This is a genomic window from Sulfitobacter sp. 1A15258 (assembly GCF_043557045.1).
GTDB classification, from domain to species: domain Bacteria; phylum Pseudomonadota; class Alphaproteobacteria; order Rhodobacterales; family Rhodobacteraceae; genus Sulfitobacter; species Sulfitobacter faviae.
Genome location: NZ_JBIFFK010000003.1, coordinates 152,464 through 174,186 on the forward strand (window position 1 = coordinate 152,464; position 21,723 = coordinate 174,186).

General features: G+C 61.5%; 17 protein-coding genes. 15 read left to right on the forward strand and 2 right to left on the reverse strand.

All coding sequences use genetic code 11. The annotated features are described in order from the left end of the window. Positions 1-6 precede the first annotated feature (6 nt). Entirely contained in the window at positions 7-1,491 is a 1,485-nt protein-coding gene (locus ACGYK9_RS08065) for an ABC transporter substrate-binding protein (protein ID WP_394409338.1), read from the forward strand. A 77-nt stretch (positions 1,492-1,568) separates the two neighbouring features. Here the strand turns inward: ACGYK9_RS08065 and ACGYK9_RS08070 are convergent, their stop codons facing one another. Further along, entirely contained in the window at positions 1,569-2,006 is a 438-nt protein-coding gene (locus ACGYK9_RS08070) for an HdeA/HdeB family chaperone (RefSeq protein ID WP_394409341.1), read from the reverse strand. A gap of 251 nt (positions 2,007-2,257) precedes the next feature. On the opposite strand from ACGYK9_RS08070, the gene ACGYK9_RS08075 reads away from it, so the two are divergent. From ACGYK9_RS08075 to ACGYK9_RS08125, 11 genes are all read left to right on the forward strand, one after another. Beyond that, positions 2,258-3,205: an ABC transporter permease gene (locus ACGYK9_RS08075; protein WP_322329653.1), complete on the forward strand. Its 948-nt coding sequence runs from the start codon at positions 2,258-2,260 to the stop codon at positions 3,203-3,205. Continuing rightward, positions 3,202-4,017 (forward strand): ABC transporter permease, encoded by an 816-nt coding sequence (locus tag ACGYK9_RS08080; protein ID WP_067268208.1) that lies wholly within the window; start codon positions 3,202-3,204, stop codon positions 4,015-4,017. Before ACGYK9_RS08075 ends, ACGYK9_RS08080 begins: the two co-directional genes overlap by 4 nt. Further along, positions 4,014-5,615, forward strand: coding sequence for an ABC transporter ATP-binding protein (locus ACGYK9_RS08085; protein WP_394409344.1), 1,602 nt, complete (start codon positions 4,014-4,016; stop codon positions 5,613-5,615). Before ACGYK9_RS08080 ends, ACGYK9_RS08085 begins: the two co-directional genes overlap by 4 nt. A 222-nt stretch (positions 5,616-5,837) precedes the next feature. After that, positions 5,838-6,797, forward strand: a complete 960-nt coding sequence (locus tag ACGYK9_RS08090) for a TAXI family TRAP transporter solute-binding subunit (RefSeq protein WP_067268205.1) — start codon at positions 5,838-5,840, stop codon at positions 6,795-6,797. A gap of 102 nt (positions 6,798-6,899) precedes the next feature. After that, positions 6,900-9,653, forward strand: a complete 2,754-nt coding sequence (locus tag ACGYK9_RS08095) for a TRAP transporter permease (protein ID WP_394409347.1) — start codon at positions 6,900-6,902, stop codon at positions 9,651-9,653. 12 nt (positions 9,654-9,665) lie between these two features. Then, entirely contained in the window at positions 9,666-10,097 is a 432-nt protein-coding gene (locus ACGYK9_RS08100; protein WP_067268202.1) for a universal stress protein, read from the forward strand. Between the two features lie 67 nt (positions 10,098-10,164). Continuing rightward, positions 10,165-11,247: a carbon-nitrogen hydrolase family protein gene (locus ACGYK9_RS08105; protein WP_136720276.1), complete on the forward strand. Its 1,083-nt coding sequence runs from the start codon at positions 10,165-10,167 to the stop codon at positions 11,245-11,247. A gap of 66 nt (positions 11,248-11,313) precedes the next feature. Beyond that, entirely contained in the window at positions 11,314-14,049 is a 2,736-nt protein-coding gene (locus ACGYK9_RS08110; RefSeq protein WP_394409350.1) for an aminotransferase class I/II-fold pyridoxal phosphate-dependent enzyme, read from the forward strand. Between the two features lie 17 nt (positions 14,050-14,066). Next, positions 14,067-15,524 carry a biotin carboxylase gene (locus ACGYK9_RS08115; RefSeq protein ID WP_394409353.1) on the forward strand — a complete coding sequence of 486 codons (1,458 nt, stop codon included), beginning with the start codon at positions 14,067-14,069 and terminating at the stop codon, positions 15,522-15,524. Between the two features lie 17 nt (positions 15,525-15,541). Then, positions 15,542-16,513, forward strand: a complete 972-nt coding sequence (locus ACGYK9_RS08120; RefSeq protein ID WP_394409356.1) for a C45 family autoproteolytic acyltransferase/hydolase — start codon at positions 15,542-15,544, stop codon at positions 16,511-16,513. Further along, positions 16,510-17,613 (forward strand): CaiB/BaiF CoA transferase family protein, encoded by a 1,104-nt coding sequence (locus ACGYK9_RS08125; protein WP_394409359.1) that lies wholly within the window; start codon positions 16,510-16,512, stop codon positions 17,611-17,613. Before ACGYK9_RS08120 ends, ACGYK9_RS08125 begins: the two co-directional genes overlap by 4 nt. Positions 17,614-17,663: 50 nt before the next feature. Here ACGYK9_RS08125 and ACGYK9_RS08130 read toward each other — a convergent pair whose 3' ends face one another. After that, positions 17,664-18,224, reverse strand: coding sequence for a type 1 glutamine amidotransferase domain-containing protein (locus ACGYK9_RS08130; protein ID WP_394409362.1), 561 nt, complete (start codon positions 18,222-18,224; stop codon positions 17,664-17,666). A gap of 157 nt (positions 18,225-18,381) precedes the next feature. Here ACGYK9_RS08130 and ACGYK9_RS08135 point away from each other — a divergent pair, with 157 nt between their 5' ends. From ACGYK9_RS08135 to ACGYK9_RS08145, 3 genes are read left to right on the forward strand one after another with little or no spacing between them, the layout of a single operon-like run. Beyond that, positions 18,382-19,029, forward strand: coding sequence for a paraquat-inducible protein A (locus ACGYK9_RS08135; RefSeq protein ID WP_067268191.1), 648 nt, complete (start codon positions 18,382-18,384; stop codon positions 19,027-19,029). Beyond that, positions 18,987-19,646, forward strand: a complete 660-nt coding sequence (locus tag ACGYK9_RS08140; RefSeq protein ID WP_394409990.1) for a paraquat-inducible protein A — start codon at positions 18,987-18,989, stop codon at positions 19,644-19,646. The genes ACGYK9_RS08135 and ACGYK9_RS08140 overlap by 43 nt, the downstream gene beginning before the upstream one ends. Then, positions 19,639-21,723, forward strand: coding sequence for an MlaD family protein (locus tag ACGYK9_RS08145; protein ID WP_394409365.1), 2,085 nt, complete (start codon positions 19,639-19,641; stop codon positions 21,721-21,723). Before ACGYK9_RS08140 ends, ACGYK9_RS08145 begins: the two co-directional genes overlap by 8 nt.

The window sequence follows — 21,723 nt, forward strand, 5'->3', positions numbered from 1 at the left end:
ACTTTCATGAACCGTTTGAACCGCTTGATGACCGGTGTGGCCAGCGCCGCATTGGCCGCTGCCGCCACGACGGCCCTTGCCAAGGACGACATCACCGTCGCCATGCAGCTTGAGCCGCCGCACCTCGATCCGACCTCCGCCGCTGCGGGCGCCATCGACTCGGTGCTATATACCAATGTTTTCGAAGGGCTGACCCGCTTCATGGGCGACGGCTCTGTCGTGCCGGGGCTGGCGGAATCTTGGGAGATTTCCGAAGACGGGCTGACCTATACTTTCAAGCTGCGCGAGGGGGTCACCTTTCACGATGGCACCACGATGGATGCCGAGGATGTGAAATTCACCCTCGACCGGATCAATGCCGAAGACAGCGCCAACGCGCAAAAGGCACTTTATTCCGCAATCTCCGAGGTGAATGTCATCGATCCCCAGACCGTTGAGGTCAAACTGAGCGAGCCGAACGGCAACATGCTTTTCAACCTCGCCTGGGGCGATGCGGTGATCGTGGCGCCGGAATCGGTCGAGACGATCAAACAGACCCCAATCGGCACCGGCGCATTCAAGTTCGAAAACTGGAACCAAGGCGACAAGATCACCCTGACCCGGAATGAAGACTATTGGGGCGAAGCGCCCGCGCTGGCCAGTGCGACCTTCAAATTCATCTCGGACCCGACAGCGGCTTTCGCCTCCGTCATGGCCGAAGATGTCGATGTTTTCACCGGCTTCCCCGCGCCCGAGAATATCCCCCAGTTCGAAGCCGACCCGCGGTTTCAGGTTCTGATCGGCTCGACCGAAGGGGAAACGATCCTGTCAATCAACAACCAGCGCGAACCTTTTGATAACGTCAAAGTGCGCGAGGCCGTGGCCCATGCCATCGACCGGCAGGCGATCATCGACGGCGCGATGTTTGGCTATGGCACGCCCATCGGCACCCATTTCGCACCGCATAACCCAGACTACGTCGACCTGACACAGATGAGCGCCTACGATCCCGAAAAGTCCAAGGCGCTGCTGGCCGAGGCCGGTTTCCCCGATGGGTTCGAGACGACATTGCACCTGCCGCCCCCCTCCTACGCCCGCCGCGGGGGTGAGATCATTGCCGCGCAGCTGGCCGAGGTTGGCATCAAGGCGCAGATCACCAATGTCGAATGGGCGCAGTGGTTGGAAACCGTGTTCAAAGGCAAAGATTTCGGCCTGTCGATCATCAGCCATACCGAGCCGATGGACATCAACATCTATGCCAACCCGGACTATTACTTCCAGTATGACAATGCCGAATTCCAGTCTCTGATGACCGAGTTCAACAAGACCGCCGACCCCGCCGCGCGGAGCGAAATGCTGGCCAAGGCGCAGCGTATTATCGCCGAAGACTATGTGAACGGTTACCTGTTCCAGCTCGCCTTCCCGACGATTGCCAAGGCCGGTGTCGAAGGGCTTTGGGTGAACGCACCGACACAGGCGACCGATCTGACCGGCGTCAGCTGGGCAGAGTGATCTGAAAGGATCATGTTGAGACACTAAAAAAGGGCGCGCCGGGAGGCGCGCCCTTTGTAATTAGATGCGAAGACCTATTAGTCTTTGCCACGCATGCCAGCAGCGGCTTCGCTTACCAGCGCGTCAGGGTTCTGGTTGCAGACGACCATGAAGTCTTCCATTTCCTGCTGCATGTCCGTGTCGGCCATCACGTCGGCGTCTTCGGAATCTTCAACGGCTTTGGTGTTGTCGATCAGGGAATCTTCGGCCTCTTCGGAATCTGTTGCTTCTTCAGCGGAGATGTCGCTCGGCTCAGAACCGTCGCTCTTGGTTTCGGTGATCAGGGAGCCACCGTGGCCGCCATCTTCCAGCTCGGCGATTGCCATGGAAGCGACTTTCATTTTGTCGTCATCGCTCAGTTCTTGGTACTGGGCGCAGGTCATGGTGGCCATGTCCATGTGCGCAGCGGCAAATGCGGGTGCGGAAACGGTGCCCAGAAGGCTGGCGATCGCAAGTGTTTTCAAAGTCGTTTTCATTTTCATTCTCCAGTTTTGTCTGTTCTCCCGAAAACAACACCGCATAACCGATATGGTTCCAGCGCATAGCGATAAGCCCCGCGAAAACCGCGCCCAAAGCGGCTAAGAGCATGCCTTGACTGGATTCTTTCAGCGATCATTCGGGGCGCAGCTTGCCGAACATCCAAAAAATGATCATTTTTTTCTTTCTCGCGCGGGAAACTGCACGCGGGCTCTGGACCCTCTCGAGCGTGCCGCCTAACCTCCGCGCTATGTTGCGCTATGCGTTGAAAAGATTTCTCTCCTTGCTCATCAGTCTCGCGGTCGCGTCGCTGGTGATTTTCATGGTGATCGAGGTCGCCCCCGGCGATCCGGCGTCCTTTATGCTGGGCTTGAATGCCCAGCCCGAAACACTGGCCGCGCTGCGCAGTGAACTGGGGCTCGATCAGTCCCGGCCAGAGCGTTATCTGGAATGGGTCGGTGGCATGTTGCAGGGGGATTTCGGCACCTCCTACACCTATCGCACCCCGGTGACCGAGATGATCGGCGACCGGCTTTGGGTCTCTGTGCCCTTGGCGCTTTATGCGCTTTTCCTCTCTGTCGTCGTGGCCTTTCCGGCGGGCATCTATGCTGCCTCGCGCCGCGGTAGGGCGGGGGATGTGGGCGTGATGGGGGCGACGCAATTGGGTGTGGCTGTGCCGAACTTCTGGTTCGCCATGATCCTCGTGCTGATCTTTTCGATCAATCTGCGCTGGTTTTCGGCAGGCGGTTTCGTCGGTTGGGACAAGGGGCTTTTCGCCGGGCTGCACGCGCTGACCCTACCTGCCATCGCGCTGGCCTTGCCGCAGGCGGCGATCCTTGCGCGGGTCATGCGCTCGGCCCTGCTGGATGTGCTGGGCGAAGATTTCATGCGCACCGCGCGGGCCAAGGGGCTGACCGCACGGCAGGCGCTTTGGCGGCACGGGCTGCGCAATGCGTTGATCCCGGTGCTGACCATCATCGGCTTGCAATTCTCCTTCCTGCTGGCCGGGTCGATCATTATCGAACAGGTCTTTTACCTGCCGGGCCTTGGGCGGCTGGTGTTTCAGTCGATCTCGGCACGAGACCTGATCGTCGTCGAGTCGGTCGTGATGCTCTTGGTCTTCTCAGTGATCTTGGTGAACTTCCTTGTCGATCTGGCCTATGCCGCCGTCGATCCCCGGCTGAGGGCACGCACATGAACCGCAATCTGTTTCTTGGGGCCGTGCTGACCTCGGTCTTTCTGCTGGCCGCGCTGATCTCCTTTGTCTGGACGCCCTATGACTATGCCGGGCTTGATATCGCGAACAAGCTGCGCAGCCCGTCGTTGGCGCATCCGATGGGGACGGATCACTTTGGTCGCGACATTCTGAGCATGATCATGGTCGGTGCGCGCACCTCTATCGCCGTCGCGCTGGTGGCGGTGGGCATTGGCATGGGCGTGGGTGTGCCGCTGGGGCTTTGGGCTGCGGCGCGGCGCGGCAGCCTTGTGGATGAGGTCATCATGCGTGGCAATGATCTGGTCTTTGCCTTCCCGGCCATTGTCATCGCCATCCTGATTACGGCGGTCTTTGGAGCCGGGGCGATCAATGCGATCATCGCCATCGGCATCTTCAACATTCCCGTTTTCGCCCGCATTACCCGCGGCGCGGCGCTGTCGCTGTGGCAGCGGGAGTTCATCATGGCAGCACGGGTGGCAGGCAAATCCGCGGCCCGGATCTCGTTCGAGCATATCCTGCCCAATGTCGCCAACCTGCTGATCGTGCAGGGGACCATCCAGTTTTCTCTCGGCATCCTCGCCGAGGCGGGGCTGAGCTATGTCGGCCTCGGCGCGCAGCCGCCGGTGCCGTCTTGGGGCCGGATGCTGGCCGATGCGCAGACCATGGTCAGCATCGCGCCGCATATGGCCCTGATGCCGGGTTTCGCAATCATCCTGACGGTGTTGGGGCTGAACCTGATGGGTGACGGGCTGCGCGACCTGCTTGATCCCCGCCTGAGGGTGGCACGCACATGACGCTTTTGGATGTCTCTAACCTTTCGCTGTCGATCCACGGGCTGCGCATCCTCGACGGGGTGACCTTCTCTGTCGCGCCCGGTGAAATCGTGGCTGTGACCGGGGAAAGCGGCTCGGGTAAGTCGATGACCGCGCTGGCTGCGATGCAACTGCTGCCCAAGGGCGCGAAGACCACCGGCCACATCATGCTAGGCGACGATGATCTGGCCCAAATGGACGAAGCGGCGCTTTGCGGGATGCGCGGCAATGACATCGGCATGGTGTTCCAAGAGCCGATGACCGCGCTCAACCCGGTGCAAAGCATCGGTCGCCAAGTGGCCGAAACCATCCGCGTCCATGAACCCAGCGTCTCCCGGGTCGAGGCTGAGGCCCGCGCCGCCGATACGCTGACCCGCGTCGGCCTGCCCCAAGACCACTTCCCCCTGTCGCGCTATCCGCATGAGCTGAGCGGTGGGCAGCGCCAGCGGGTGGTGATCGCCATCGCCATCGCCCTGCGCCCCCGTCTGCTGATCGCGGATGAGCCGACCACGGCGCTGGATGTTACTACGCAGGCGCAGATCCTCGCCCTGCTGACCCGCTTGGCGCGCGAAGACGGCATGGGGCTGTTAATGATTACCCATGACCTTGCCGTCGTGGCGGATATGGCCGACCGGATTATCGTCATGCGCAAGGGGCAGATCGTCGAACAGGGGGAGACGCAGGCCCTGCTGCACAACATGCAGCACCCCTATACCAAAATGCTTTTCGACGCCTCCCGCCATGAGGTGAACCTGCCCGCGCCGCCCGCGCCTAAGCCTCTGTTAGAGGTCAAAGGCGTATGCCGCGATTACCATCTGCCGCGCAAGACACTCTTTGGCGCGCCCGGCACGTTCCGCGCGGTGGACAACCTCAGCTTTACCCTAAACCGGGGGGAGCGTTTGGGGCTGGTCGGGGAATCCGGTTGCGGGAAATCGACCCTGACCCGGGCGATTTTGGGGCTGGAGCCGGTGCAAGAGGGCAGTATCACTGTCGATGGCCAGCCGGTCTTTACCGGGACGCAGCCGAACCTCGCCGTGCGCCGCAAGATGCAGGTGGTGTTTCAAGACCCTTTCGGCAGCTTCAATCCGCGCCACCGCGTTGATCGGTTGGTGACCGAGCCGTTTCACCTGCTCGACAACCCGCCACAGGGGGCCGAGCGTTCCCGCGCGATTGACGAAGCGCTGACCGCCGTGGGACTGCGCCCGGCGGATGCACGGAAATACATTCACGAATTCTCCGGCGGGCAGCGCCAGCGGATCGCCATTGCCCGGGCGCTGATCATCCGGCCCGAGTTGATCCTGTTCGATGAGGCCGTCAGCGCGCTTGATGTCTCGGTCCGGGCGCAGATCCTCGACCTGCTGGCCGATCTTTGCAGCCATTATGACCTGACCTATCTCTTCATCTCGCATGACCTGTCGGTGGTGCGCACGGTGACGGATCGGGTGTTGGTGATGCAGTCCGGCAAGATCGTAGAGGCCGGAGAGACCGCGCAGGTCTTTGACGCGCCGCAGCACGCCTATACCAAATCGCTGATCGCCGCCGCGCCGGTTCTGCCCGACTTGCCCCAGCCCGTCGGGTAGGCTTTGCGGCCCTTCGTGTCAGCCGCATTGATTGCGATGAAAAACCGACCTAACGTGAAGTTGGGGATTCCCGCCACGGGGGCATGTCTGCTCGCGGCCCGAACGGCGCGTTTGAAATTTCCCTGCCCAGTCAATTGCCTGAAGGCTGCGGCGCTCTACTTGTGCATGCAATGGCGGAGGCCTAAAGGGTGGTCCGCCAATTATAACAATGGGAGACATCTTATGAAAATGTTCAAAATGCTCGCGATGACCGGTGCCATGGTGGCCGGCACTGCGGCCATGGCTCAGGAAAAGTTCATCACCATCGGCACTGGTGGCCAGACGGGCGTTTACTTTGTCGTCGGTCAGTCGATCTGCCGTCTGGTGAACCGCGGCACCGCGGATCACAACCTGAAATGCACCGCGCCTTCCACCGGCGGGTCGATCGCCAACATCAACGCGATCAAAGCGGGCGACATGGACATGGGCGTGGCCCAGTCCGACTGGCAGTTCCACGCCTACAACGGCTCCTCCCAGTTCGAGGGCGACAAGTTCGACAACCTGCGCGCGGTCTTCTCCGTGCATGGTGAGCCCTTCAACGTCATCGCCCGTGCCGACAGCGGCATCGAGTCCTTCGATGACCTCAAGGGCAAGCGCGTCAACATCGGCAACCCCGGTTCCGGTCAGCGCGCCACCATGGAAGTCGTGATGGACGCCAAAGGCTGGACGCTGGACGATTTCGCACTGGCCTCCGAGCTGAAACCGGCTGAGCAAGCCGCCGCTCTGGGCGACAACAAGGTGGATGCGATCATCTACACCGTGGGCCACCCCAACGGTTCGATCCAAGAAGCCGTGTCGACCGTTGATGCCAAGCTGATCCCCGTGGACGGTGACGCAATCCAAGGTCTGATCGACGACAACCCCTATTATGCCGAGGCCACCGTGCCGGGCGGCATGTATAAGGGCACCGACGAAGACGTGAAAACCTTCGGCGTGAAAGCCACCTTCGTGACCTCCGCCGATGTTGACGACGAAGTCGTTTATCAGGTGGTCAAGGCGGTCTTTGACAACTTCGACCGTTTCAAGCGTCTGCACCCTGCCTTTGAGAACCTGACCCAAGAGGAAATGATCTCGGGCGGTCTTTCCGCGCCGCTGCACCCCGGCGCCGAGAAGTATTACAAAGAGCAAGGTTGGCTCGAGTAATCTATCCGTGACATGATAGCTCTGGCGGCGGTACGCTGCCGTCAGGGGCCCGGAAAAACAATATGCGCATCCGCCCCAAGGTGGAGCCTACAGGGGGACGATATGTCTGAGAAGGACCAGCAAAAGGCGGCGGCTGTCGAAACCGCCGCGACCGGTGACCGGGGTGGATTGAGCCAGGCGGAACTGGACGAACTTGTCGCTTCTTCTGACACGGGTGGGCGTTCTGTCAGCGGGTTGATGGGCACCTTGCTGCTGCTGGTGGCATTGGCTTGGTCCCTTTTCCAACTCTACATCGCCTCGCCCATCGGCCTTTTCAACGATACGCTGGCCCGCTCCATCCACCTCGGCTTTGCCGTATTCCTTGGCATCATGGTGTTTCCGGCCACGCGCACGAGTTTTCAGGTGGCGCTTGGCGTCATCGTTCCTGCCGTTCTTGCCGCGCTCTTTATGGTCAGTACGAAGGATTCCACCGCGGTCTGGTGGATCCCGTTCCCGGCGGCCTTTGTGGTCGCGACAGTGCTGCTCGGCTCGCCCAAGAACCGCATTCCGATTTGGGAATGGGCCTTGGCCATCGTCGGCACATTTTGTGCGCTGTATCTCTTTATCTTTTACCGTGACATCGCCAACCGCGTCGGCGCGCCGATCCTGCCGGATTATATCGCAGGGGTGACCGGCCTGTTGATCCTGCTCGAAGCCACCCGCCGCGCCCTTGGGCCCGCGCTGATGATCGTGGCGAGCGTCTTTCTCTTCTACACCGTGCTTGGCCCCTATATGCCCAGCATCATCGCCCATAAGGGCAACAGCCTTTCGGAGATCGTGAACCACCAGTGGATCACGACCGAAGGCGTCTTCGGCATCGCGCTTGGCGTGTCGACCTCCTTCGTCTTCCTCTTCGTGCTTTTCGGCTCGCTGTTGGACCGTGCGGGTGCGGGCAACTACTTCATTCAGGTCGCCTTCAGCCTCATGGGCCACATGCGCGGCGGCCCGGCGAAGGCTGCGGTCGTGGCCTCGGCGATGACCGGCCTGATCTCGGGCTCATCCATTGCCAACGTCGTGACCACGGGCACCTTCACCATCCCGCTGATGAAGAAGGTGGGCTTCAACTCCGAAAAGGCCGGCGCGGTCGAGGTGGCTTCGTCGGTCAACGGGCAGATCATGCCGCCCGTCATGGGGGCCGCGGCCTTCCTGATGGTCGAATATGTCGGTATCCCCTATTTCGACGTGGTCAAACACGCCTTCTTGCCTGCGGTGATCTCCTACATCGCGCTGGTCTATATCGTGCATCTTGAGGCGATGAAGGCCGGGATGCAGGGCCTGCCGCGCGCCTATACGCCTAAGCCGCTGGTGCAGCAGCTTATCGGTATCGCCTTTGCGATCATCGCAATCTGCGCGCTGTCCTTTGCGGTTTACTACCTGATGGGCTGGATCCGCCCGGCCTTCCCCGAAACCGCGGGTTATATCATCTTTGTCTTCCTTACGGCGGTCTATGTCGGCCTGCTTTATGTTGCGAGCAAAGAAGAACCGCTTGAGATGGAAGACCCCAACGCCGAGGTGACGACCCTGCCGATGCCGGGGCCAACTGCGCGTTCCGGTCTGCATTTCATCCTGCCTGTCGTGGTGCTGGTCTGGGCGCTGATGGTCGACCGCCTGTCGCCCGGCCTCTCGGCCTTTTGGGCCGCGGCCTATATGATCTTCATCCTGCTGACACAGCGCCCGCTGATGGCGATGTTCCGGGGGGAGAGCCAGTTCGTCAACGATGTCAAAGCCGGGTTCCTTGACCTGATCGACGGTCTGGTCACCGGCGCGCGCAACATGATCGGCATCGGCATCGCCACGGCGACAGCGGGCATCATCGTCGGCGCGGTCAGCCAGACCGGTGTCGGCTCGGCGCTTGCGGATGTGGTCGAAGTGCTCTCGGGCGGCAATATCCTTGCCATCCTGTTCCTGACGGCGGTGCTCTCGTTGATCCTTGGCATGGGCCTGCCCACCACGGCGAACTACATCGTCGTCTCGGCGCTGCTGGCCCCGGTGATTGTGACGCTGGGCCAGCAGAACGGGCTGATCGTGCCGCTGATCGCGGTGCATCTCTTCGTCTTCTACTTCGGCATCATGGCCGATGTGACCCCGCCGGTGGGACTGGCGAGTTTTGCTGCCGCCGCCGTTTCGGGCGGTGATCCGATCCGCACAGGTCTGGTCGCCTTCTTCTACTCCCTGCGCACCGCGGCGTTGCCGTTCCTGTTTATCTTCAACACGGAATTGCTGCTGATCGGAGTCACATGGGGGCAGGGGCTGTTCATCTTTGTGGTGGCCACCGTGGCCATGCTGCTTTTCGCGGCGGCGACCCAAGGTTTCTTTCTGGCCCGCAACCGTTTCTATGAAACCATCGCGCTGCTGCTCATCGCCTTTACCCTGTTCCGCCCGGGCTTTTGGATGGACATGATCTATCCCCCCTATAGCGAGGAAGCTCCGACCGAGATCGTTCAGGCCGCCGAAGAAACTCCCGCGGGCGAACGGCTGCGGCTGCGCATCTCGGGCGTGAACGATCTGGGCGATCCGCTGGAGTTCGTGGCCCTGCTGCCCATCGGCGAAGGTGAGACTGGTGCCGAGAAGCTGGAGGCCGCGGGTCTCATGTTCCGCGAGGATGGCGACAAGATGATCATCGACGATGTCCTCTATGACAGCCCGGCGCAGGGCGCGGGCCTTGATTGGGATCAAGAGGTGCTGCGGGTGCTGAAACCGATGCCGCAACCCAGCAAGTACTGGATGTTCATCCCCGCCCTGCTACTTCTGGCGCTGGTGGTCTTCTTGCAACGGGGCCGTGCCGCGCAGGCCCCCCGTAAGCCCGCGACAGCCTGAGGAGGGCGCATCATGTTCGATAACATTCTGCTGACCGTTGATCTGAGCGACCCGAAATCATGGGAAAAGGCGTTGCCGCAGGCGATTGATATGATCCGCCTCTCCAAGGGCACGCTGCATATCCTCTCGGTCGTGCCGGACATGGGCACGCCGCTGGTCGAAGGGTTCTTTCCCGCAGATTACGAGAAACAGGCCACGGGCCGCGCGGCCAAGGCGCTTGAACAGCTGGTCGAGCGTGAGGTGCCTGATGACGTAAAGGTGAAGCAGCACCTGAAATTCGGCAAGATCCACCGCGAGGCGCTGAAAACGATAAAGAAATCAAACGCCGATCTGGTGGTAATGGGGTCCGAGCACCCCGACAGCCTGCGTGAATTCCTCGTCGGCTCCAACGCCGACCGCATTGTGCGTCGTTCCCCTGTTTCCGTTCTGGTCGTGAGGGCGTAAGACAGGTGCTTCGCGGAGATAGGCAAGGAAATGGTCCATTGCGCCGCGTAGTTCGGAGTATTCACGCATGACCCCTTTCGCGATTGCCGGCGTGCAGATGTACGTCAATGCCTTGCAGCCCAATGTCGAGGGCATGATCCAGCGGCTCGACATTCTGATGGCGCGTTTCCCTTGGACACAGATGGTGCTGTTCTCCGAACTGGCACCTTTCGGCCCGCTCGACCGGTTTGCCCTGCCGCCCGAGAATGAGACGATCGAACAGTTTCAGGCCGCCGCGCGGCGGCACCGGGTCTGGCTGATCCCCGGTTCGATGTTCCTCAAGCATCCCGAGGATGGCCGCGTGTATAACACCTCGGTCGTCATCAACCCCGAAGGCGAAGTGGTGCGCCGCTATGCCAAGATGTTCCCGTTCCGGCCCTATGAGGCGGGCATCGCCGCGGGCAATGAATTCTGCATTTTCGATGTGCCGGATGTGGGCCGCTTTGGCCTGTCGATCTGCTATGACATGTGGTTCCCCGAAACGACGCGGCAGCTGACCTCGCAAGGGGTTGAGGTGTTGCTGCACCCGGTGCTGACCGGCACCACCGACCGCGATGCGGAACTTGCCATCGCGCGCGCCACGGCGGCGCAGTTCCAGTGCTATATCTTCGACGTGAACGGCCTCGGCGCCGGGGGCGTGGGCCGCTCCTGCGTGGTCGATCCGACTTCGATGGTGCTGCACCAATCGGCGGGGCAAGAGGACATGTTCCCGATCGAGATCGACCTCAACATGGTGCGCCGTCAGCGTGAGACGGGGATGAAGGGCTTGGGCCAACTGCTCAAATCCTTCCGCGACCGCCCGACAGACTTCCCGGTCTATGACCGTGACAGCGGCGCGGATGCCTTCCTGCACACCCTTGGCCCGCTTGAAATCCCGCAACAGGGCAGCCGCGCGGGGCTGCATGTCGATGTGCCCGCCCAGCAGGTGCCTGCCGAAATCCCGACCTATAAGGGCAAGAACGGTTTCCCGCCTGAGCCGCTTGCCAGCCCCACCGCCGGGACGGCGCCCGAGGTGGCCCAGACACCGGCGCCCGTGGCCCCGGCTGCGGGCACGCCCGACCCACAGACAACGCCCGACACGCCCGGGCAGAACGACAATACCAGCGGCTAGGCCGGGGTTAGGTTCGCACAAAGCGCTACCTGACGCATCGGTCGGCCCTCCAGCAGAGGACGACTGATGCATTCTATGAACGACTATTCCTCGGCCATTCAACTGCGGTCGGATCGGTGGAGCGCACTGCGCGCCGCCGCCGCCGCCATGTCGCGCGATCCGAAAGGCAAGAACGCGGCGCAGGGGCGCAAGGAAATTGAGGCGCTGTTTGAGTCACTGGCCCTGATTGAGCCCTATTGGGCCTTTCCGGGCATGTCCGCCTTTGACCACATGCGCCGGCAGTTCGCCCATGGCAATTACGAGGATCTGGCCTTTGCCGTGAACCGGGTAACCCGGGCGCTGACCACCGGCGCTTACCGGCGCCGCACCATCCCGTTGGAACGCGACAGTCTGGATCAGGACGAGCATGACGACGAGGCGATGTTGCCGCCCGAGGCGCGGGCGCTGGCGAAACCCTATTTCGAAGTGCTGATCGTCGACAATGTGAATGAACAGCAGGAACGCTGGCTGCGCAGCAATGTCACCCGCATGCGCCGGACCGAAGACCCGTTCATCTACGAAGCCGTCGTGGTGCCCAGCCTTGAAGACGCGCTGATCGCGGTGATGTTCAACCATAACATCCAAGCCATCGTCGTCCGCCCCGGGCTCACGTTGAAATCGAAAGTCGATCAACAGATCCTGACCCGCTACCTCGCCCGCGCAGGGGGGCAGGATGAGATCGACGCACTTCAACCCGAGAGCTATGGCCCAGAGCTTTGCCGCATGATCGCCAAGGTCCGGCCCGAGCTTGATGCCTATCTGGTCACCGAACGCTCGGTCGAGGATATCGCCGGGCTCGATCTGGGGATTTGTCGGCGGGTCTTCTACAATCAAGAAGACTTCATGGAGCTGCACCTCAACATCCTGCGTGGGGTGCAGGCGCGTAACAAGTCGCCCTTCTTCACCGCGCTGGTGGAATATTCCAAACAGCCCACCGGCGTCTTCCACGCCATGCCGATCAGCCGTGGCAAGTCGATCACCCGCAGTCACTGGATTCAGGACATGGGGGCGTTCTACGGGCCGAATATCTTCCTTGCAGAGACTTCCGCCACCTCGGGCGGGCTCGACAGCCTGCTAGAGCCACATGGACCGATCAAAGAGGCGCAGGAACTGGCTAGCCGCGCCTTCGGCTCTAAACAGACGTTTTTCGCCACCAACGGCACGTCGACCTGCAACAAGATTGTGGTGCAGGCACTGGTGCGGCCCGGCGACATCGTGCTGGTCGACCGCGACTGCCACAAGAGCCACCACTACGGCATGGTGCTGGCAGGCGCGCAGGTCAGCTACCTCGACAGCTATCCGCTTAACGAATACTCGATGTACGGCGCGGTGCCGCTGCGCGAGATCAAGGAGCGGCTCTTGGAGCTGAAGGCGGCGGGCAAACTCGACCGGGTGCGGATGCTCTTGCTGACCAACTGCACCTTCGACGGGCTGGTCTATAACGTCGAGCGGGTGATGGAGGAATGTCTGGCAATCAAGCCCGACCTCATCTTCCTTTGGGACGAGGCATGGTTCGCTTTCGCCCGGTTTAGTCCCACATATCGCCAACGCACCGCGATGAACGCGGCCAATACCCTGCGGGCGAAGTTCAAGTCCGAGGCCCATGCCGCCGCCTATGAGGCCCAGCAAAAGACCCTGAAGGACGCGGATGATGAGACCCTGCTCAACACCCGGCTGATCCCCCCGCCGCAGGCGCGGGTACGGGCCTATGCCACGCAATCGACCCACAAGACGCTGACCTCGCTGCGGCAGGGCTCGATGATCCACGTCAACGATCAGGACTTCAAAGGCGAGGTCGAGCAGAGCTTTCACGAAGCCTATATGACCCATACGTCGACCTCTCCGAACTATCAGATCATCGCCTCGCTCGACGTGGGGCGGCGTCAGGTCGAACTCGAAGGGTTCGAGTTTGTCCAGCGACAGGTCGAAGCGGCGATGTCGATGCGTCGCGCGATCAGCGAACACCCCCTCTTACGCAAGTATTTCAAAGTGCTCTCCGCCGGGGACATGATCCCCGAACAGCACCGCGAAAGCGGCGTCACCAGCTACTATGACGTTGAGCAGGGCTGGACCGACATGTGGGATTGCTGGGAGCAGGATGAATTCGTGCTCGACGCGACCCGCGTGACCCTCGCGGTGGGCGGCACGGGCTGGGATGGCGATACCTTCAAGACCCAGATCTTGATGGACAAATACGGCATCCAGATCAACAAGACCTCGCGCAATACCGTGCTGTTCATGACCAACATCGGCACCACGCGCTCTTCGGTCGCCTATCTGATTGAGGTACTGGTCGAGATCGCCAAATCGCTCGACGATCTGCTCGACGATGCCAGCCGGATGGAGCGGCTATCTTTCGACCGCCGCGTCACCAATCTGATGGAGAACTACCCGCCGCTGCCGGATTTCAGTTGCTTCCACGAAGCCTTCCGCGCCGCCGACACGCCCGAGGGCGACATACGCACGCCCTTCTTCCTCGCCTATGATGAGAAGAATTGTGACTACCTCGACCTGAACGGATCCTTGCAAGAGGTGATGGACGCGGGCGAAACGGTGGTCTCGGCCAGTTTCATCATCCCCTATCCGCCCGGCTTTCCGATCCTCGTACCCGGACAGGTCGTCAGTCAGGAAATTCTCGACTTCATGCGCGCGCTCGATGTCAGCGAGATCCACGGATACCGGCCCGATCTGGGCCTGCGCGTCTTTACCGCGGAGGCATTGAAACGCGTGCGCCGCAAAGACCTTTCTTCTTCACCCGTTTGACCAAAAGGACCTACGACATGGCAAAAATTCTCAAGAATATCTCCGAAATCCGCCGGTTCTTTCACCGAAACGAGGACCCAGTCTATTTCATCTCGGCCACCAACTTCAATCTGCTGGGCCTCGATGAGTGGGTGAAAAATTTCAAATACATCTGCTATATCGACTGCTACGGCGGCAAGCATCCCAACGTCTTTTGCCCCTCGGAACAGCCCCATGCGGAGTTCCAGAGCATCGAGGACATCAACAACTACCTGCTGCAGCACAAGGAGGTCATCGACTTCATCAAGCGCCGCGGCGGTAAGCCCAAATTCGTCTTCCTGATGTTCGACGAAGAGACCGAGCGCCTGAGCAAGGAGTTGGGCGCCGAGGTCTGGTTCCCGAAAGCGAAGCTGCGCCAGTCGATGGACAACAAGATTGAGACTGTGCGCATCGGCAACAAGGCCGGCGTGCCTTCGGTGCCCAACACGCTGAGCGAGGTGAAAAGCTACGAGCACCTGCGCGAGATCTGCGAAAAGGCCGATCTGGGCCATGACCTCGTGCTGCAATCGGCCTATGGCGATAGCGGACATACGACTTTCTTTATTAAGTCCGAAGCCGATTTCCGCCGCCACGAGAGCGAGATCGTGGGCGAGGGCGAGATCAAGATCATGAAGCGGATCGACTGTCGCGGCGCCGCGATCGAAGCCTGCGCCACCAAGGAGGGCACCATCGTCGGCCCGCTGATGACCGAACTGGTGGGCTTCAAGGAATTGACCCCCTACCGCGGCGGCTGGTGCGGGAACGAGATCCTCGCCACCGCCTTCCCGCCCAAGGTCCGCGAGAAGGCGCGCGATCTGACCTTCAAGTTCGGCGAGCAGTTGCGGAAAGAGGGCTATCGCGGCTATTTCGAGCTCGACTTCCTAATCGACAAGAAGACCGGCGACTTGTGGTTGGGGGAGTTGAACCCGCGCATCACCGGCGCGAGTTCCATGACCAACCACGCGGCCTTTGCACATGCCGATGCGCCGCTATTCTTGTTCCACCTGCTGGAGTTCAGCCGCAAGAAGTTCACCCTCGACGTGGATGAGTTGAACGCCCGCTGGGCCGATCCGGATAACATCGACGGCTGGAGCCAGATGGTCATTAAACACACCGAAGACAGTGTCGACATCTGCACCGAGGCGCCCGAGACCGGCATCTACAAGATGAAGGAAGACGGCAGCGTGGTCTTTGACCGTTTCGATTATCACCGCCGCGCGGTGGAAAGCGAGAACGAAGCCTTCTTCCTGCGCATCCTGCAACCGGGTGATTATCGTTACGAGGGCGCGGATATCGGCATCCTCGTGACGCGGGGACGTTCGATGACCAAGTCTTTCCAGTTGAACGAACGCGCGAAAAAGTGGATTCATGGGATCAAACGCAGCGTGGATGGCAAACCCTTGCCCACCGCCTCGGCCGGTCCAGAGCTTTCTGATCCGGCGTTCAAGATCCTGTAACGAGATGAAAGGCCGCGATGTACTGGCGCGCATTGTCCGAAGACCAGCCCGGCCCGAAATGGGCCGGTCTCTTCGCGGCCTATTGGCCTGATTACCACGCATGGTGGCTGAAGGAAGGGGAGGCCGCGCGCCCGACCTATGCCCAATGCCGCCGTGCGTTGGCCCTGCATATGCCCGAGATGCTGCCGCTTTATGATGAGCTTTGCACCCTCGCGGGCGGCGGCGATCACGCGGCGCGCTTCCTTAGTTTCTATTGCCCGCCGCCCTATCTGTCGGCCTGTTCGCAGGCGATCTGGGCGGGGAAAGAGCCGGTCATGGTGCGCAACTATGACTATAACCCCAATGCCTTTGACGCGATGGTGCTGCGCACCGGCTGGCAGGGGCGGCAGGTCATGGGCACCTCCGACGGGCTTTGGGGGCTGGTCGACGGGGTGAATGACGCAGGGCTGTCGATCTCGCTCACCTTTGGCGGGCGGCGGGTGGTGGGCGAAGGCTTCGGCGTGCCGCTGATCCTGCGCTATGTCTTGCAGACCTGCGAAACCGCGCAGGAGGCGGGTGAGGTGCTGGCGCGGGTGCCCACGCATATGAGCTACAACGTCACCGTACTCGACCGAAAACGCAGTTACCTGACCGCCATGATGGCCCCCGATCGCCCCGCTGTCATCACCCGCGCCGCGGTGGCGACCAATCATCAAGAGAATGTGGAGTGGATCAGCCACGCCCGCTTTACCGCCACGGTCGAGCGGGAGCGCTACCTGTTGCAACGTCTGCGTCTGCACCGCGACCCGGAGGAAAAGTTCATCGGCGCCTTCCTCAAACCGCCGCTTTATTCCACTGCCTTCAACGCCGGGTTTGGCACGCTTTACACCGCCGTCTACCGTCCGCGCAAACGTGAGATGGAGTTGCGCTGGCCCGGCACGACATGGGCCCTGTCGCTGTCGGATTTCACCGAAGGGGCGCGGCAGGTCTTGGTGCCGGGGGCGGCATGAGCGGGCGCGAGCGCAAAGGGCCGCTGTCCTCGCTCAGGGTGGTGGAGTTTTCCGGTCTTGGCCCCGCGCCGCTGGCAGGGCAACTGCTGGCCGATCAAGGCGCGGATGTCATCACGGTTGACCGCAAAGCCGCCCCGGCGGAGCCGTCGGACATCAACCGGCGCGGCAAGCGGTCGGTGGTGTTGAACCTGAAAACCGCCGAAGGGATCGCCGCGGCAAAGGCGCTGATCGCTTCTGCCGATGTGCTGATCGAAGGGTTTCGCCCCGGCGTGATGGAACGTTTGGGCCTTGGCCCTGACGCCTGCCCCGAGGCTCTGATCTATGGCCGCATGACCGGCTGGGGCCAGACCGGCCCATGGGCGCAAACGGCGGGGCATGACATCAATTATCTGGCTCTAACAGGGGCACTTCATGCCATAGGCCGCGCCGATGCGCCCCCGGTGCCGCCCTTGAACATGGTGGCGGATTACGGCGGCGGGACGATGTTCTTGCTGTTCGGCATCCTTGCTGCCGTCATCGAACGCGGAGTGACCGGTAAGGGCCAAATCGTCGACGCCGCGATGGTCGATGGGGTGCCTGCGATGATGGGGCTGATCCATGGCATGCTGGCCCAAGGCGCGTGGACCGAAAAGCGTGCCGCCAATTGGCTCGACGGGGCCGCGCCGTTTTACCGTTGCTACACCTGTGCGGATGGGAAATTCATCTCGGTCGGGGCTTTGGAGCCGCAGTTCTACGCGGTCCTGTTAGAGAGGTTGGGCCTGCCTGCGGAGCTTGTCGAGAGCCAGAACGACAGGACGACATGGGAGGCGCGTATTGCCGAGTTCACCGCGATTTTTGCCACCCGCGCCCGGGACGACTGGGCGGCGCATTTCGATGGCTCGGATGCCTGCGTGGCCCCGGTGCTCAGCTTTTCCGAAGCGCCGGATCATCCGCAGATGGCGGCGCGGGGCAATGTGGTGAGGGTCGATGGCGTGTTGCAATCAGGCCAAGCGCCGCGGTTTGACGGTTCCGCGCCACAGATGCCCAGCCCCCCACGGGCCATCGGCGCGGATACCGATGCGGTGTTGGCGGAGCTTGGCCTCCCGCGAGACCGCGCATGAAAAACCCCCGGCCAAAGGACCGGGGGTAAATCTCGTCACAGAGGCAGGGCTCAGGCCGCTTTGCGGTCGTGTTTGCCCTCTTCGATTTCCTCGACGATCTTGGCGACGAAAGCGTCGAGGTCCTCGGGCGAGCGGCTGGTCACGATGCCTTGGTCGGCCACCACTTCGCTGTCTTCGTAATGCGCACCGGCGTTCTTCACATCCGTTGCGATGGAGGAGAAGGAAGTCGCCTTGCGGCCCTTGATGATGCCCGCCTCGATCAGCAGCCACGGGGCGTGGCAGATGGCGGCGACGGTCTTGCCGCTGTCGTGGAACTTGCGGATCAAAGTCACCGCGTCTTCGTTAGCGCGCAGCAGGTCGGGGTTGATCTGGCCGCCGGGCAGCACGATGCCTTGGTAGTCGTCGACATTCACGTCCCGAAGGGCGAGGTCTGCGGGCACGGTGTTGCCCCAGTCATCTTCATCCCAACCCTTGATCTCATTGCCGTCGGGCGTGGCCACATGGACGGTGGCACCGCGGTCGCGCAGATCGTTCAGGGGTTTTTCCAGTTCGGACTGCTCAAAGCCATTGGTGGCGAGGATCAGGATCTTTGCATTGGTGATATCAGTCATTGCTTTCTCCTTTGTCATTTCTGCTAGACCAACGGTCTGCATGGCCGCCTGTTCCCCTCACATTCGCGCGAGGGCGATGATCCGCCGGTGCAGATGCGCCACAGGGCGGTGAATATTTGTTGATACGTCAAAGGGCGGCATCATATATGCGTTCAGAATGGATCGCCCCGACACCCCCCTTGCCGAATTGCCCATGGACGAATTGATCGTCTGTCCGCAATGCGACGCCGTCTATCGGCTGCGCCGCCCCGCCCATGGGGAGCGGGCGAGTTGTGAGCGGTGCCATACCGCCCTGATCACCCCCCGCAGGAACGCCGGGTTGCAGATCATCGCCGTGGCGGTGGCGGTCATGGTCTTGATCATCGGGGCGGCGGTCTTTCCTTTCCTCACCATCGACGCGGCGGGGGCCAGCAACGCGGTGTCGGTGCTGGATGCAGCGCTTGCCTTTTCCGGCGGGCCGATGATCCTCTTGTCGCTGGCCACGGCGGCGCTGATCTTTTTCATCCCGCTCTTGCGGGTGCTGCTGACGCTCTATGTACTGATCCCCGTGGTGCTGGATCGCCCGCCCGCGCGCCACGCCGTCGCCGCCTTTCGCCTGTCGGAGGAACTGCGCCCTTGGTCGATGGCCGAGGTTTTTGCCATCGGCTGTGCCGTGGCGCTGGTCAAAGTGGCCGATCTGGCCGATGTGGGCTTTGGCCCCGCGTTTTACATGTTCGGCGCGCTGGTGATCCTCGTCATCGCGCAGGACAGATTCTTATGCAAATGGTCCGTATGGAACTCTCTGGAACATCCCAAGACATCGTGAGCGCACGGGAGTTGGGCATCGTGGCCTGCACCCGCTGTAACAAGCCTGCGCCGATGGGCACGGAGCTTTGCAGCCGCTGTGGCAGCAAGTTGGTCTCGCGCGATCGGATGAGCCTTCAGCGTGTCTGGGCATTCTGGACGGTGGGGCTGATGTGCTACATCCCCGCGAATACCTATCCGATGCTCAAGACCCGCACGCTGTTTCAGGTCGAGGAAAGCACGATCATCGGCGGCGCGGTGGAACTGGCGCAATATGGCAACTGGGGGATCGCCCTGATCATCCTCTTCGCCTCTGTCGCCATTCCGTTGGCCAAATTCATGGCCGTGGCCTTTCTTGCGATCAGCGTCAAACGGCGCTCGGTCACCTCGCAGCGCCAGCGGTATTACCTTTACGAAGTGGTTGAGTACATCGGACGCTGGTCGATGATCGATATCTTTGTGGTTGCGATTTTGTCGTCTCTGGTGCAACTCAAGACACTGGCCGCCATCAATCCCGGTACCGCGAGCATCTTTTTTGCCCTCTCCGTGATCTTTACCATGCTGGCGGCCCAAGCGTTCGATACCCGTATGATCTGGGACGCTCAGACCAAGGACGAGGGCCTGAAAACCAATGACTAAGACGCCTCCCGACGTACCGATTTCCCCGACCCGCAAGATGTTTCTCAGCGGGGCCTCGGTGATCTGGATCATCCCGATACTCGCCCTGATCGTGGCGCTTTTCGTGGCCTATCGGTCTTATAGCGAGCGCGGCCCGGTGATCGTCGTGGAATTCGAAGAGGGCGCGGGCATCTCTGCCGGAGAGACCGAATTGCGCTTTCGCGACGTGACGGTCGGGGTGGTCGAGAAGGTCGGCTTCACCTCGGGTTTGGACCGGGTGACGGCGCATATCCGCGTCGACAAGGACGTGGCGCCCTATATCGACAATGGCGCGGTCTTCTGGGTCGTGCAGCCCGAGGTCACCGCACAGGGCATTACCGGTCTCAGCACGGTGCTGAGCGGTGTCTATATTGAAGGGTCATGGGACCAACAGGTCGGCCCGGCGGCAGAGCGCTTTCAGGGATCGTCGACTGAGCCGTTGATCCGCGGCGGCCAAGGCGGGCTTGAGATTGCCTTCCGTTCCACCGCGAACGGGCATCTGACCGACAATGCGCCGATCCTTTACAAGGGCATCGAAGTGGGCCGCGTCGGCTATGCCAAGATCGCCCCGCGCGGCAACTACGCCATTGTCGAGGCACTGATTTTCGAAGAGCACCGCCAGTTGATCAATGAATCCACCCGCTTTTGGGATGCATCGGGCTTTAGCGTCAACATTGGCCCCGCGGGGGCCGAGATCGACTTTTCGTCGTTGGCGACCCTCGTCGGCGGCGGCATCACCTTTGACACTTTCGTCTCGGGCGGGGCGCAGGTGTCTGACGGCACGGTGTTTGAGATTTACCCCGACAAGGAAACCGCGCGGAACTCTGTCTTCAACGCCTCCGAGGTCGATCCGCTGAAGCTGAGCGTCGTGTTCGACGACAATATCTCGGGTCTGATCGTCGGCGCCCCGGTTGAGATGAGCGGGCTGGAGATCGGTGAGGTCGAGACCCTCTCGGGGTTGGTGGATTTCGAACGGTTCGGCGACAGCCGCGTCCGGCTGAACGCCATCCTGTCGATCCAACCGGCGCATTTGGGGATGCAGGACGATGTGACCGCCGAAGCCGCGCTGGCGTTCTTGAAAGAACGTGTGGAAAACGGCCTGCGCGCGCGGCTTGCCTCGGCCAGCCTTTTGACGGGTGGTTTGAAGGTTGAATTCGTGAGAGTGGAAGACGCACCCGAAGCGTCGTTGGCCGAGACGGAGAACGGTCTTGCCCTGATGCCCACTACCGAAAGCGATGTCTCCGATGCGGCGGCCACGGTCGAAGGGGTCTTTACCCGCATCAACAGCCTGCCGATTGAAGAATTGCTCAACAGCGCGATCACCTTCCTCAATTCGGCAGAGGCTTTCGTGTCGGACGAAGACCTGCGCGAAACCCCGCAGGACGTGCGCACCCTTTTGGGTGAATTGACCGGGCTGGTCTCTTCCGAAGAGGTCAAGAACGTGCCTGTCGCCCTGAACGGCACGCTGGTGCGGATCGAAGAATTGGTGGCCCAGCTTGAGGAAGAGCGGATTGCCGAACGGCTTTCCACCGCGCTTGAGGGCGCGTCGGATGCGGCCAATGCGGTGTCCTCCTCGGTCGAAGGCGTGCCGGAGTTGGTGGAGCGCATTCAGGCGGTGGCGGCCAAGGCCGAAACGCTTGAGGTCGAAGAACTGGTCGTCGCACTCACCGACCTCACCGAATCCGCCGATGCGGTGATCGGCACCGAAGATGCGGTGGCCCTTCCGGGCGCATTGAAGCGCGCCTTGGACGAATTGAACGCCACATTGGAAGAGCTGCGCGAAGGCGGCGCGGTCGAGAATGTGAACCGCACCTTGGCCTCGGCCCGCAACGCGGCGGACAATATCGCCCTCTCGGCCCAAGACCTGCCGCAGGTGGTCGAGCGTTTGACCGCGCTATTTGCCCAAGCCAGCCGCACCATCGAAGGCTATAACCAAGGTGAACAGCTCAGCCGCAGCGCCGAACGCACCCTGCGCGACATCCAGAAAGCCGCCGATGCCCTTGCATCTTTGGCGCGGACCATCGAACGTAACCCCAATTCTCTATTGCTGGGACGGTAA